Origin of the sequence: Streptomyces sp. NPDC001315, assembly GCF_042896175.1 — a bacterium.
Taxonomy (GTDB): Bacteria; Actinomycetota; Actinomycetes; order Streptomycetales; family Streptomycetaceae; genus Streptomyces.
Map to the genome: position 1 here is coordinate 228,668 of NZ_JBIAWZ010000001.1, position 14,375 is coordinate 243,042.

Consider the following 14,375-nt stretch of genomic DNA (forward strand, 5'->3'; position numbering starts at 1 on the left):
CGAGATCCTCGAACTGAAGTCGACGATCAACACGATGGTCGACCAGCTCTCCGCCTTCGCCGACGAGGTCACCCGCGTGGCCCGCGAGGTCGGCACGGAAGGCAACCTCGGCGGCCGGGCCCAGGTACGGGGCGTCTCCGGCGTCTGGAAGGACCTCACCGACAACGTCAACTTCATGGCGGACAACCTGACCTCACAGGTGCGCAACATCGCCCTCGTGTCCACCGCCGTCGCCCAGGGCGACCTCGGCAAGAAGATCACGGTCGAGGCGAAGGGCGAGATCCTCGAACTGAAGTCGACGATCAACACGATGGTCGACCAGCTCTCCGCCTTCGCCGACGAGGTCACCCGCGTGGCCCGCGAGGTCGGCACCGAGGGCAACCTCGGCGGCCAGGCCCAGGTACGGGGCGTCTCCGGCGTCTGGAAGGACCTCACCGACAACGTCAACTTCATGGCGCTGAACCTGACCTCCCAGGTCCGCAACATCGCCCAGGTGACGACGGCCGTGGCCAACGGTGACCTGTCCAAGAAGATCACCGTCGACGCGCGCGGCGAGATCCTCGAGCTCAAGGACACCGTCAACACGATGGTGGAGCAGCTGCGCGCCTTCGCCGACGAGGTCACCCGGGTGGCCCGCGAGGTCGGCACCGACGGGCGGCTGGGCGGGCGCGCGCAGGTGCTGGGCGTGTCGGGCGTGTGGCGGGACCTGACCGACAACGTCAACTACATGGCCGACAACCTCACCTCACAGGTGCGCAACATCGCCCAGGTGGCGACGGCGGTGGCGCAGGGCGACCTGTCGAAGAAGATCGACGTGGACGCGCGCGGCGAGATCCTGGAGCTGAAGACCACCATCAACACGATGGTGGACACCCTCTCCTCCTTCTCCTCCGAGGTGACCCGGGTGGCCCGCGAGGTGGGCTCCGAGGGGCAGCTGGGCGGCCAGGCGCGGGTGGAGGGCGTGTACGGCACCTGGAAGCGCCTGACGACGAACGTCAACGAACTCGCGCTGAACCTGACCACCCAGGTCCGTGCCATCGCCGAAGTGGCCTCGGCCGTGGCGCAGGGCGACATGTCCCGCTCGATCACGGTGGAGACGCAGGGCGAGGTCGCCGAGCTGAAGGACAACATCAACCTGATGGTGGCCAACCTGCGCGAGACGACCCGCGCGAAGGACTGGCTGGAGTCCAACCTGGCCCGTCTCGCGGCCCTGATGCAGGGACACCGCGACCTGATGGAGGTCGCCGATCTGATCCTGCGCGAACTGACGCCGCTGGTGAACGCCCAGTACGGCGCGTTCTACCTGGCCGATCCGGAGGACGACGCGGGCGTACGCACAACCGTTCCCGCAAAGGGCCTCGCCTTCATAGCGGGCTACGGCTCGGCGCAGGGCGCGACCGTCGAGACGGGTGGCCTTCCGGTGCACGGCCTGGTCCGCCAGGCGGCCCGCGAGAAGCAGCGGATCCTGGTGGAGGAGGCCCCACCGGACTACATCAAGATCAACAGCGGTCTGGGGGAGGCAGCGCCCACCACGATCGTCATCATCCCGATCCTCTTCGAGGACAAGCTCCTCGGCGTGATCGAGCTGGCGTCCTTCTCCCGCTTCTCGGATGTGCACCTGGCGTTCTTCGACCAGTTCGTGAACACCATCGGCGTCGCGATCAACACGATCATCGCCAACTCCCGCACGGAGTCCCTGCTCGGCGAGTCCCAGCGCCTGGCGATGCAGCTCCAGGAGCGCTCGGACGAACTTCAGAAACAACAGGCGGAGTTGCGGCGCTCGAACGCGGAACTGGAGGAGAAGGCCGCGCTCCTGGCGACGTCCTCGCAGTACAAGTCGGAGTTCCTGGCGAACATGTCGCACGAGCTGCGCACCCCGCTGAACTCCCTGCTGATCCTGGCGAGGCTGTTGTCCGACAACCCGGACGGCCGTCTCTCCGACCAGGAGGTGCAGTTCGCCTCGACGATCCACCGCTCGGGCTCGGACCTGCTCCAGCTGATCAACGACATCCTGGACCTGTCGAAGATCGAGGCCGGCCGGATGGACGTACGACCGAAGAAACTGCCGTTGATCAAGCTGCTGGACTACGTCCACGCCACCTTCCGCCCGCTCACCCTGGACCGGGGGCTCGCCTTCGAGCTCTCGGTCGGGGAGGCGGTGCCGCGCGAGATGTACTCGGACGAGCAGCGACTCCAGCAGGTCCTGCGCAACCTGCTCTCCAACGCGGTCAAGTTCACCGCGTCCGGCCGGGTGGAGCTGCGGGTCAGCCGGGTGGCGGACCCCGAGCACCGCTACGTCCAGGGCAGCGACGAGGTGATCGCGTTCGCCGTCTCCGACACCGGCATCGGCATCGCCCCCGAGAAACTCCCGGTGATCTTCGAGGCGTTCCAGCAGGCCGACGGCACGACCAACCGCAAGTACGGCGGCACGGGCCTGGGCCTGTCCATCAGCCGGGAGATCGCGCGCCTGCTCGGCGGCCGTATCGTCGCGGAGAGCGAGCCCGGCCAGGGCTCCACCTTCACCCTGTACGTCCCCGTCGCCGGCCCCGGCCACGCGGCGCCGGGCCCCGCTGCCGAGGACCCCGCCGCCGAGGGCCGCCCGACGGTGGCCGTACCCGAGCAGCCGGCCGCCGAGTCCTCCCCGGCCACGCACGACTCCGACGACTCCTGGCCGCTGCCGACCAAGCTGGAGGCATGGCAGTCGGGCCGGGCGGGCCGGGTGCTGCACGGCCGACGGGTGTTGATCGTGGACGACGACATCCGCAACGTCTTCGCGCTCACCCATGTCCTGGGCCGCGTCGGCATGCCGGTCCTCTACGCGGAGAACGGCCGCGAGGGCATCGAGACCCTGGAGCGCAACCCGGACGTCGAACTCGTCCTGATGGACATCATGATGCCGGAGATGGACGGCTACGAGACCATCGCCGCGATCCGCCGCACCCCGCGCTGGACCGGGCTGCCCATCGTCGCACTGACGGCCAAGGCGATGCCCGGCGACCGGGAGAAGTCCATCGCGCGGGGCGCCAACGACTACGTACCCAAGCCGGTGGACGTGGACCGGCTGCTGACCGTCGTCTGCGCCCTCCTGGCCCCCGAGACCGCCGACCCCACGGGGCACGACGATCCCCCGGGGCACGACGATCCCACGGAGCACCACGATCCCACGGAGCAAGCCGACCCCACGGAACAAGCGGACCACGCGGAATCCGCGGGACACGCGGAGTCTGCGGAACCCACGAAGTCGGCGGGACACACGGAGTCGGCGGGACACGCATCGAGTGAGGCACCGTCACCATGAGCGCTGAGGCAACGAGCGACGAACGCGCGGGCATACTCCTCGTCGACGACATGGAGGACAACCTGATCGCGCTGGAAGCGGTCCTGGGCTCCCTCAACGAGCCGCTCGTCCGGGCGCGTTCGGGCGAGGAGGCGATGAAGGCACTGCTGCGCCAGCGGTTCGCCCTCGTCCTGCTCGACGTCCGCATGCCGGGCATGGACGGCTTCGAGACCGCCGCCAACATCAAGCGGCTCGACCAGACCAAGGACGTCCCGATCATCTTCCTGACCGGCGCGGACGACGACTCCGGCTACGCCTTCCGCGGCTACGCGACCGGCGCCGCCGACTATCTGACAAAACCGTTCGACCCGTGGGTGCTACGGGCCAAGGTCAGCGTCTTCCTGGACCTGCACCGCAAGAACCAGCAGCTGGAGCGGCTGCTGGCCCGGGAGCAGGCCGACTTCGGACAGCTGAGCAGGTGGCTGGCGACCCTGGAGGAGCAGCTGGCCGGGGACGACCCCCCGGACCTGACGGCACTGCGCACACAGGTGAGGGAACTACGGCACCTGATAACCAGGGGACGCGTGTCCTGACCTGAAGGAGCGCGGGGCTGTGTCGATCATGCGACTCCGCCGCGTGGGCGCGACCAGCCACAACGAATGCGGCCGCGAGCAGTCCCCCGCCGGCCCCTACCCCTCGCGCGTCCCCGAGTACATCTCGTCGATCAGATGCTTGTACTCCCGCTCCACCACCGGCCGCTTCAGCTTCAGACTCGGCGTGATCTCACCGTGCTCCACATCGAGATCCCGCGGCAGCAGCCGGAACTTCTTGATGGTCTGCCACCGCTGAAGCCCCTCGTTGAGCTCCTTGACGTACCCCTCGACGAGGGCGACCGTCGCCGGCGCGGCGACGACCTCGGCGTACGACTTCCCGTCCAGCCCGTTCTCCTTCGCCCAGTCCAGGATCGCCGGCTCGTCCAGCGCGATGAGCGCCGTGCAGAAGTTCCGGTCGGCCCCGTGCACGAGGATGTTGGAGACGTACGGGCACACCGCCTTGAACTGGCCCTCGACCTCCGCGGGCGCGATGTACTTGCCGCCGGACGTCTTGATGAGGTCCTTCTTGCGGTCGGTGATCCGCAGATAGCCGTCGGCCGACAGCTCGCCGATGTCGCCGGTGTGGAACCAGCCGTCGGACTCCAGCACCTCGGCGGTCTTGTCGGGCAGCCCGTGGTAGCCCTCCATGATGCCGGGGCCGCGCAGCAGGATCTCCCCGTCGTCCGCGATGCGCACCTCCGTGCCGGGCAGCGGCTTGCCGACCGTGCCGGTGCGGTAGGCCTCACCGGGGTTGACGAAGGAGGCCGCGGAGGACTCCGTGAGCCCGTAGCCCTCGAGGATGTGGATGCCGGCGCCGGAGAAGAAGTAGCCGATCTCGGGCGCGAGCGCGGCCGACCCGGAGACGCAGGCACGCAGGTTGCCACCGAACGCCTCGCGGATCTTGGCGTAGACGAGCGCGTCGGCGACCTTGTGCTTGGCCGACAGCCCGAAGGGGGCGCCGGCGGCGCCGGTGCGGCGGAAGTTGTCCTGGCTGACCTTGGCGTACTCGCGGGCGACGTCGGCGGCCCACTGGAAGATCTTGTACTTGGCGCCGCCGCCGGCCCGGGCCTTGGCCGCGACCCCGTTGTAGACCTTCTCGAAGATGCGCGGCACGGCTGCCATGTACGTCGGCTGGACGACCGGCAGATTCTCGATGATCTTGTCGACGCGCCCGTCGACGGCGGTGACGTGCCCGACCTCGATCTGACCGGAGGTGAGCACCTTGCCGAAGACGTGCGCGAGCGGCAGCCACAGGTACTGCACGTCCTCGCCGCTGATCAGCCCGGTCGCGGCGATCGCCTTCGCCATGTAGGACCAGTTGTCGTGCGGCAGGCGCACACCCTTGGGGCGGCCGGTGGTGCCGGAGGTGTAGATGAGGGTGGCGAGCTGGTCCTTGGTGATCGCCGCGACCCGCTTCTTGATCAGGTCGGGGTGCTTCTCCAGGTACGCGGCACCGCGCTGCTCCAGCTCGGCGAGGGTGAGGACCCAGTCACCGGTCTCGACGCCGGCCGGGTCGATCACCACGACGTGGGTGAGCTCGGGCAGCTCGTCGCGCTTCTCCCGCGCCTTGGCGAGCTGGGCCGCGTCCTCGGCGATCAGCACCCGGCTCCCGGAGTCGGAGAGGATGAACGCCGACTCCTCGGCGTTGGTCTGCGGGTAGATCGTGGTCGTGGCGGCGCCGGCGCACAGGATGCCCAGGTCGGCGAGGATCCACTCGACGCGGGTCGAGGAAGCCAGGGCCACCCGCTGCTCGGGCTGCACACCCAGCTCGATCAGGCCCGCGGCGATCGCGTAGACCCGCTCGGCGGTCTGCGCCCAGCTGAGTGACTTCCACTCGTCCGGGCCCTCGCCCGAGGCCGGTGTCACCGGGTAGCGGTAGGCCTCGGCGTCCGGCGTGGCCGCCACGCGGTCCAGGAAGAGGCCCGCTACGGACGGCGGACGGTTCTCGATCAGTGTCTGTGTGTCGCTCACGACATCCTCCGGGGCCCGCGGCAGTGCGGCGGCTGGCTCAGTGCGGCTGGGGTTCACTCACGGGTCGTTGTTCGGGCTGCTGCTCGGACTGTTGTTTAACTCGCGAGTAACTATCGAGCAGAGATCAGAGTAAGACGCGACCGGCGACTACGTAAGGGCCCACGGCCTGTCACTTCATACAGAGAGCGACCACACGCATGCACAGGGGCCCGCCGCACTTTCGTACGACGAGCCCCTATTGCGCCCGTTTTGGCGATGTACCCGCGGGTAACCCGTGGTTACTTCTTGCCCTTGCCCGATCCCGCGCTGTCATCGCTGGACAGAACGGCGATGAAGGCCTCCTGCGGAACTTCCACGGAACCCACCATCTTCATCCGCTTCTTGCCCTCCTTCTGCTTCTCCAGCAGCTTCCGCTTACGGGAGATGTCACCGCCGTAGCACTTGGCGAGAACGTCCTTGCGGATGGCGCGGATGGTCTCGCGGGCGATGACGCGGGAGCCGATGGCGGCCTGGATGGGCACCTCGAAGGCCTGCCGCGGGATGAGCTCGCGCAGCTTGGCGACGAGCCGCACACCGTACGCGTACGCCGCGTCCTTGTGCGTGATCGCCGAGAAGGCGTCCACCTTGTCGCCGTGCAGCAGGATGTCGACCTTGACCAGGCTGGAGGTCTGCTCGCCGGTGGGCTCGTAGTCGAGCGAGGCGTAGCCGCGGGTCTTTGACTTCAGCTGGTCGAAGAAGTCGAAGACGATCTCGGCGAGCGGAAGGGTGTAGCGGATCTCGACCCGGTCCTCGGAGAGGTAGTCCATGCCGAGGAGGGTGCCGCGCCGGGTCTGGCACAGCTCCATGATCGAGCCGATGAACTCGGAGGGCGCGAGGATCGTGGCGCGCACGACCGGCTCGTACACCTCGCTGATCTTCCCCTCGGGGAACTCGCTCGGGTTGGTGACCGTGTGCTCGGACCCGTCCTCCATGAGGACGCGGTAGACCACGTTCGGCGCGGTGGCGATGAGGTCGAGCCCGAACTCGCGCTCCAGCCGCTCCCGGATCACATCGAGGTGCAGCAGCCCCAGGAAGCCGACGCGGAAGCCGAAACCGAGGGCCGCGGAGGTCTCCGGCTCGTAGACCAGCGCGGCATCGTTGAGCTGCAGCTTGTCGAGGGCGTCGCGGAGCTCGGGGTAGTCGGAGCCGTCCAGCGGATAGAGCCCGGAGAACACCATCGGCTTCGGGTCCTTGTACCCGCCGAGCGCCTCGGTCGCCCCCTTGTTCAGGGTGGTGATGGTGTCACCGACCTTGGACTGGCGGACGTCCTTCACACCGGTGATGAGATAGCCCACCTCACCGACGCCGAGACCGTCGGCGGGGAGCATCTCGGGCGAGTTGGTGCCGATCTCCAGCAGCTCGTGCGTCGCGCCGGTGGACATCATCCGGATCCGCTCACGCTTGTTGAGCTGCCCGTCGATGACACGCACGTACGTCACGACGCCCCGGTAGGAGTCGTACACCGAGTCGAAGATCATCGCTCGGGCGGGCGCGTCGGCGATCCCGACGGGCGCCGGCACCGTCTCGACGACCTTGTTCAGCAGCGCGTCCACACCGACACCGGTCTTCGCGGACACCCGCAGCACGTCGTCGGGGTCGCACCCGACGAGGTTGGCGAGTTCCTCCGCGAACTTCTCGGGCTGCGCGGCCGGCAGGTCGATCTTGTTCAGTACGGGGACGATGGCGAGGTCGTTCTCCATCGCCAGGTACAGGTTGGCGAGGGTCTGCGCCTCGATGCCCTGGGCGGCGTCGACGAGGAGGATGGTCCCCTCACAGGCGGCCAGCGACCGCGAGACCTCGTACGTGAAGTCGACGTGCCCCGGAGTGTCGATCATGTTGAGGATGTGCGTCGTGCCCTGGTCGGGGCCCGTGGTCGGGGCCCAGGGCAGACGCACCGCCTGGGACTTGATCGTGATGCCGCGCTCGCGCTCGATGTCCATGCGGTCGAGGTACTGGGCGCGCATCTGCCGCTGCTCGACCACACCGGTCAGCTGGAGCATCCGGTCGGCGAGCGTGGACTTGCCGTGGTCGATGTGCGCGATGATGCAGAAATTGCGGATCTGAGCCGGGTCGGTACGGCTCGGCTCGGGCACATGGCTAGGGATCGCGGGCACGCAGGGTCCTGATTCTTGAGGCGTCCGCATCGTCTGCGGTCTCGGGTCGGATCGATACGTAGCCTCCATGGTCCCACGGGCGGCGACCTGCCACCGGTTTGGGCCACTCGGAGAGCCACTGGTACTGTGGGTGGCTGTGTCTCTTGCCCTCTCAGCACGAGGCGCGACCCAAGAAAATCACCGGTACGGGACCCATGCGGCCCCGTGCCAGAACCTGTAAAGGCTCATTCGTGGCGAACATCAAGTCCCAGATCAAGCGGATCAAGACCAACGAGAAGGCTCGGCTGCGCAACAAGGCCGTCAAGTCCTCCCTGAAGACCGCGATCCGCAAGGCCCGTGAGGCTGCTGCCGCGGGTGACGTCGAGAAGGCCACCGAGTACCAGCGCGCTGCCGCGCGTCAGCTCGACAAGGCCGTCTCCAAGGGCGTCATCCACAAGAACCAGGCCGCCAACAAGAAGTCGGCGCTGGCTTCCAAGGTCACCGCTCTCAAGGGCTGAACCTCTTCTTTGATCTGACCGCCGGAAGGACCCAGAGCGGGCCCTCTCTCATCCGCTCCCGTCCGGCACCCATGGATCTGCGCGCGGCCTGCGTTCGCCACGCGGGCGCGGATCCCCCAGCGTGAACCGAAGGCCCCGGAGCCTCGCCCTTCCCCAGGGCGGGCACCGGGGCTTTTGGCGTGGACCGGGGCGGGACCCTCGACGCGGTGCGAGGGGAGGACCGTCGGCGTGGACCGGGGGCAGGGCTTTTGGCGTGGACCGGGGCGGGACCCCCGGCGGGGACCGAGGGCAGGACCGTCGGCGTGGACCGGGGGCAGGGCCTTTGGCGTGGACCGGGGGCAGGGCCTTTGGCGTGGACCGGGGCGGGACCCCCGGCGGGGACCGAGGGCAGGACCCTCGGCGTGGACCGGGGGCAGGGCCTTTGGCGTGGACCGAGGGCAGGACCCTCGGCGTGGGCTGGAGGCGGGACCTTTACGCCCGCCCCCTGGACCGCGCCGCCCGCGCGATCACCACGACGGCCTTCTCCAGGGCGTACTCGGGATCGTCCCCGCCGCCCTTGACCCCGGCGTCGGCCTCGGCCACCGCCCGCAGGGCGACCGCGACCCCGTCCGGCGTCCACCCCCGCATCTGCTGTCGCACCCGATCGATCTTCCACGGCGGCATCCCCAGCTCCCGCGCCAGATCGGCCGGTCGCCCACCGCGGGCCGAGGACAGCTTCCCGATCGCCCGCACCCCCTGCGCCAACGCGCTCGTGATCAGCACCGGTGCCACCCCGGTCGCGAGCGACCATCGGAGCGCCTCCAGCGCCTCCGCCGCCCGACCCTCCACGGCCCGATCGGCGACCGTGAAACTCGACGCCTCGGCCCGCCCGGTGTAGTACCGCCCGACGACGGCCTCGTCGATCGTCCCCTCGACATCGGCGACCAACTGCGCGACCGCCGACGCCAGCTCCCGCAGGTCGCTCCCGATGGCCTCGACGAGCGTCTGGCACGCCTCGGGCGTGGCCGACCGGCCGAGCGCGCGGAACTCGCCCCGCACGAACGCCAGCCGGTCCGCCGGCTTCGTCATCTTGGGGCAGGCAACCTCCCGCGCCCCCACCTTGCGCGCGGCGTCCAGCAGCCCCTTGCCCTTGGCCCCGCCCGCGTGCAGCAGAACGAGCGTGATCTCCTCGGCGGGCGCCCCGAGATACGCCTTCACGTCCTTGACCGTGTCGGCGGACAGATCCTGCGCATTGCGTACGACCACGACCTTGCGCTCCGCGAAGAGCGACGGACTCGTCAGCTCGGCGAGCGTGCCGGGCTGCAACTGGTCCGGGGTCAGGTCACGTACGTCCGTGTCGGCGTCGGCGGCCCTGGCGGCGGCCACCACCTCCTGCACGGCACGGTCGAGCAGAAGGTCCTCCTGGCCCACGGCAAGCGTCACCGGGGCGAGAGGGTCGTCATTCGCAGTCTTCCTGGCCATCGGGACAAGCATGGCACGGGCCACTGACAACGGGCGGCGAGGCAGTCGCCACGTGCCCCTCAGTCCGTGGGCAGTCGTGCCGCTCGGGGCGGCGGCCGGCCCCGGCCGACCGCGGCAAGGGCGGCTCGCAGGCAAGGGCCGCCCCTGTTCGCGCCGCGCCCTGGCCCCGCAGGACTACGGCTCCTCCCGCCACCCGTCCCACTCCCCGACAAACGCATCCAGCTCCCCAGGATCCAGCCGCCCCTTCTCATCCCGCAGGACGAGAAGCCACTGCGCATCCTCGGCGTCGTCCTCGCCGGCCAGCGCATCCCGCACCAGCTGCGGCTCCTCATCGAGCCCGAACCGCTCCCCGAGCGCCTCCGCCGCCTCCTCGGCGGCATCGCGGTCGGGCAGCACCAGCACATGTCTCACATCACTCACGGAGCCATTCTCCGGCACCGCGAGGCCCGACCAGTTTGTCCACCAACGACCTCTCCTCCAGCACCATCTCCGCACCGAGATCGATCGACAGGTTCTCGAACCGCACGGTCCGCAGATGGCGCAGGTGCAACCGCCGCAGGACATCAACCGTGGGACGCACGGGGCGCTCGACTCCCAGGCGGCGGAGACAGGTATCGACCTGTGCGGAATGCATGGCGCCTCAGTCTTCCGCCACCCGCAACTCCCCACCCTCACCGGCGACCGCCAACGCCCCGTCCACGTCCGTCCGCAACACCATCGCGCCCCCCGCTCGCAGGGCCGCGACCGTGCTGGGAGCGGGATGGCCATACATGTTGTCCGCACCGACCGAGATCAGCGCCAGCCGGGGCGACACCGCCCGTATGAGGTCCGGGTCCTGATAGGCCGAGCCGTGATGAGCCACCTTGAGCACGTCGACCCGGTCCAGAGACCCGGCTGCCGACGATCGCATCAACGCCTGCTGGGCCGGGGGTTCGAGATCGCCGAGCAACAGCAGTCGCAGCCCGGCCGACCGCACGAGCAGCGTGACACTGGCGTCGTTCGGACCGTCCGGGTCCGGTGCCGGTCGCGGCGCCGGCCACAGCACCTCCCAGGAGAGGTCACCGATGCGCCGCTGTTCCCCGGCGGCGGCCTCGGTGAGCGGGACACCGCGGGCCGCGGCCTCCTTCCTCACGAACTCGGCCTGGTCGGCGGGCTCTTCGAATCCCGTCGTCTCGATCGCTCCCACCGAACGTCCGCGCAGCACGCCCGGCAGTCCCGCCACATGGTCGGCGTGGAAGTGCGTCAGCACGACCAGGGGGATCCTGGTGATGCCGAGTTCGCGCAGACACCGGTCGACCAGCGTCGCATCGGGTCCGGCGTCCACGACCACACCGGCGCCCGCCCCCGCCGCCAGCACCGTCGCGTCCCCCTGCCCCACATCGCACATGGCGAACCGCCAGCCCGGTGGCGGCCACCCCGTGATCACCCTCGTCAGTGGCGGTGGCCGCACCACCACGAGCAGAAGCAGCACCGCGCAGACACCGGACAGCCACGGGCTCCGCAACAGCCGCCGGCCGACCCACACGACCATCGCCGTGACGAGAGCGAGCAACAGCGCGCCCGTCCAACTGCCGGGCCAGTCGACTCCCCCACCGGGCAGCGCCGCCCCGAACCGAGCCACGCCCGCGATCCACCCCACAGGCCAACTCGCGCACCAGGCCAGCACCTTGGCCACCGGCATCGCCACCGGCGCGGTCGCCAGCGCCGCGAAGCCCAGCACCGTGGCCGGCGCGACCGCGAACTCCGCGAGCAGATTGCACGGCACCGCCACCAGGCTCACCCTCGCCGACAGCACGGCGACAACCGGAGCGCACAGCACCTGGGCCGCACCCGCGGCGGCCAGCGCCTCGGCCAGCCGCGGCGGCACCCCGCGGCGCCGTAACGCGACGCTCCAGCGCGGCGCCAGCGTCAGCAACGCGCCCGTCGCCAGGACGGACAGCAGAAAACCGTAACTGCGGGCCAGCCACGGGTCGTACAGCACCAGCAGCAGCACCGCCGTGGCCAACGCCGGGATCAGCGATCTGCGCCGGCCCGTCGCCAGCGCGAGCAACGCGACGGCGCCACAGGCCGCCGCCCGCAGCACACTCGGATCGGGTCTGCACACGACCACGAATGCGAGGGCGAGCGCGCCACCGAGCAGAGCCGTCATGCGGAGCGGGATACCGAGGCGGGGTGCGAGACCGCGCCGCTCGACGTGCTGGGCGAGACCGGGCGGCCCCAGGAGCAGGGCGAGGAGGATCGTCAGATTGCTTCCGGAAACCGCCAGCGTGTGTGCGAGGTCGGTCTCCTTGAATGCCTCGTCCAACTCGGGCGTGATCCGCGAGGTGTCCCCGACGACGAGCCCGGGCAGCAGCGCCCGCGCGTCATCCGGCAACCCGTCGGTGGCTTCCCGCAACCCCGCGCGCAACCGCCCCGCAAACCGCTGCGCCCGCGACGGCCCACCCACCACCTCCGGTGCCGCCCGGTCCCGAACCCGCAGTACGGCCGCGATCCGGTCACCGCCCGCCATCGCCGGAGCCAGCCGCCCGGTCACCCGCAGCCGAGTCGAAGGCAGCAGCCCCAGCCAGGGCGAGCCCGCCGGCCCACCACCGGCAGCCCGCCGTCCGGCAACCTGCCCCGGCCCCGGCCCGTCCGGCCGTGGGCCCGGTGCGCCCACGTCGACGATCACCAACACCGGCGTCCGTGTCGACGCCACCGCCCCGCCCGCTTCCTCGACGCCTCGCACCTCGGCCTCGATCAGCGCGGAGACCGGGGCCGCGTGATCGCCTCTGACACGAGGCCCGGTGAGCCGGGGATCGGAGGTGACTTGGATGTCGGCGGTCACGGTGGCGTACTGCCGCGCCAGCGCCGGCACGGGGCCACGGCGCAGGTCCGCTCCGTGCAGCCCGGCCGAGGCGGCGGCCGCGGCAACGCAGAGCAGCGCGGCGGCGATCGTCGCCCGCGGCCAGGTGCCCCGTCCGCATTCACGGCGGTCGGCTCCTGCCCGTCTGCGTGCCGCCAGGAGCGCGCCGACCGCGGACAGGCAGGCGACCACGATGCCGATCACCTGGCCCGGCGGTGCGTCCAGCGTCAGCGCGGCGGTCGCCCAGGCCGCGAGCGCGGGTGGCACGAGTCGGAGATCCGTCGGTCCTTCCTGTCGTGGATGGGCGGCTCCCAGCCGTTTCCCGGAGTCGGCGTGCACGGCTCGGCGGGGGCGGGAGGCGGAGCGTCGGGAACCGGGGTCGGGGACGGCGCTCATGGCCGTACGAGATTGCGTAGATCGGCGAAGCGGCGGTCGCCGATGCCGTTGACCTCGCGCAACTCGTCCACCGAACGGAAGCCGCCGTGCTGCGCGCGATAGTCGACGATGTGCTGGGCCAGTACGGGCCCCACGCCTGGAAGGGTGTCGAGCTGGTCCACGGTAGCCGTGTTGAGCGAGACCGGAGCCGCGGGTACGCCACCACCGCCCGACCCGCCGGCGGCCGTGCCGCCCGCGCCGGTCCCGGCCGCCGAAACAGGTGCGGGACCACCGACGATCACCTGCTCACCGTCCACAAGGAACCGCGCACGGTTGAGACCGTCGGTGCTGGTTCCGGGGCGCACTCCACCGGCCGCGCGGAGCGCGTCGACGACGCGTGAACCTGCGGGCAGGCGGTGGATCCCGGGTTCACGGACCTTACCGCTGACGTCCACCACGATCTCGGGCCCGGCCGTACCCGCCGCACCCGCCGTGTTCAGCGTGTTCGGCGCACCGCCGGGGGCATCCGGTTCGCCCCGCCCACTCGGCGCCCGTTGCCCGTACGGGGCCGCTGCCCGCACCACCTCGGGCGCCCGTACGGACTGAGTACGGCCGGTCCAGAAGTGCTGCACGGCGAAGCCCGCGGCGACGACGAGCAGTACGGTGAGCGCGACCACGTTCCTGCGCTCCAGAGCGCACCTCGTCTGCAGCCACACCGGCATGCGTTCCCGCAGGGCCGACCCGGCCCGCTCCCGCCAAGCCCCCGGCCCATGAACGGAGTCGGCACCACCCCCGATGGCGACTCCGGCATACAGGGTGCCGTCGACCGTACCGGTGCCGAGGACGTCCGCGCCCCTCGCCTCGGGCCCGGATCCCGCCTCGGCCTCCTCACGCGGCGGCCCTGCCCTCGACTCCCGCCGTTCCCCCGCGTGTTCGGCGAAGAGGACTTCTGCGCGTCGGCGGAACTCCTCCGCCGACGCGTGACGGTGCCGGGAGCGGCTGCGAGCGTGAGGGCGACGGCGGGTGCGGCCGTCCGAAGCCGGGCCGCGGCCGGGGCCGCTGGTTGCGGATCCTGTGCGTGAGCGTGATCGAAGTGCCATGCGACGAGGATCGGGCACGCAGGAACTTCGCGATGATCTTGCTCAAATCCCGGGGACTACCGCCCGGTTGTGGATAACTTCGCCCCTCACACGGGTGAACCACCCG

10 protein-coding genes are annotated in these 14,375 nt (G+C 70.3%); 3 read left to right on the plus strand and 7 right to left on the minus strand.

The annotated features are described in order from the left end of the window. Both ACFY16_RS01070 and ACFY16_RS01075 read left to right on the plus strand, forming a co-directional pair. Positions 1 to 3,298 (plus strand): HAMP domain-containing protein (locus tag ACFY16_RS01070; RefSeq protein ID WP_390644966.1); only part of this gene is annotated, 3,298 nt, incomplete at its 5' end. Next, the gene (locus ACFY16_RS01075; protein WP_390644967.1) at positions 3,295 to 3,870 is read left to right on the plus strand and encodes a two-component system response regulator; all 576 of its coding nucleotides are present in this window, start codon (positions 3,295 to 3,297) and stop codon (positions 3,868 to 3,870) included. The genes ACFY16_RS01070 and ACFY16_RS01075, both read left to right, overlap by 4 nt. 96 nt (positions 3,871 to 3,966) lie before the next feature. Here ACFY16_RS01075 and ACFY16_RS01080 read toward each other — a convergent pair whose 3' ends face one another. Together ACFY16_RS01080 and lepA are read right to left on the minus strand one after the other, a co-directional pair. After that, positions 3,967 to 5,841, minus strand: coding sequence for an AMP-dependent synthetase/ligase (locus ACFY16_RS01080; protein ID WP_390644968.1), 1,875 nt, complete (start codon positions 5,839 to 5,841; stop codon positions 3,967 to 3,969). 278 nt (positions 5,842 to 6,119) lie between these two features. Then, positions 6,120 to 7,994 (minus strand): translation elongation factor 4, encoded by a 1,875-nt coding sequence (gene lepA, locus ACFY16_RS01085; protein ID WP_390644969.1) that lies wholly within the window; start codon positions 7,992 to 7,994, stop codon positions 6,120 to 6,122. Between the two features lie 230 nt (positions 7,995 to 8,224). Here lepA and rpsT point away from each other — a divergent pair, with 230 nt between their 5' ends. Then, on the plus strand, positions 8,225 to 8,491 hold the full coding sequence (gene rpsT, locus ACFY16_RS01090) for a 30S ribosomal protein S20 (protein WP_019074070.1): 267 nt from the start codon (positions 8,225 to 8,227) through the stop codon (positions 8,489 to 8,491). A 471-nt stretch (positions 8,492 to 8,962) separates the two neighbouring features. Here rpsT and holA read toward each other — a convergent pair whose 3' ends face one another. The 5 genes from holA to ACFY16_RS01115 all read right to left on the minus strand — a co-directional run bounded on the left by holA (position 8,963) and on the right by ACFY16_RS01115 (position 14,269). Next, positions 8,963 to 9,952, minus strand: a complete 990-nt coding sequence (gene holA / locus ACFY16_RS01095) for a DNA polymerase III subunit delta (RefSeq protein WP_390644970.1) — start codon at positions 9,950 to 9,952, stop codon at positions 8,963 to 8,965. A gap of 174 nt (positions 9,953 to 10,126) precedes the next feature. Next, complete coding sequence (locus ACFY16_RS01100) at positions 10,127 to 10,372, minus strand: hypothetical protein (RefSeq protein WP_390644971.1); 246 nt, start codon at positions 10,370 to 10,372, stop codon at positions 10,127 to 10,129. Beyond that, positions 10,365 to 10,532, minus strand: a complete 168-nt coding sequence (locus tag ACFY16_RS01105; protein ID WP_390644972.1) for an arylamine N-acetyltransferase — start codon at positions 10,530 to 10,532, stop codon at positions 10,365 to 10,367. The genes ACFY16_RS01100 and ACFY16_RS01105 overlap by 8 nt, the downstream gene beginning before the upstream one ends. A gap of 60 nt (positions 10,533 to 10,592) precedes the next feature. Continuing rightward, on the minus strand, positions 10,593 to 13,190 hold the full coding sequence (locus ACFY16_RS01110; protein WP_390644973.1) for a ComEC/Rec2 family competence protein: 2,598 nt from the start codon (positions 13,188 to 13,190) through the stop codon (positions 10,593 to 10,595). Then, positions 13,187 to 14,269, minus strand: a complete 1,083-nt coding sequence (locus ACFY16_RS01115) for a helix-hairpin-helix domain-containing protein (protein ID WP_390644974.1) — start codon at positions 14,267 to 14,269, stop codon at positions 13,187 to 13,189. Before ACFY16_RS01115 ends, ACFY16_RS01110 begins: the two co-directional genes overlap by 4 nt. Positions 14,270 to 14,375 lie beyond the last annotated feature (106 nt).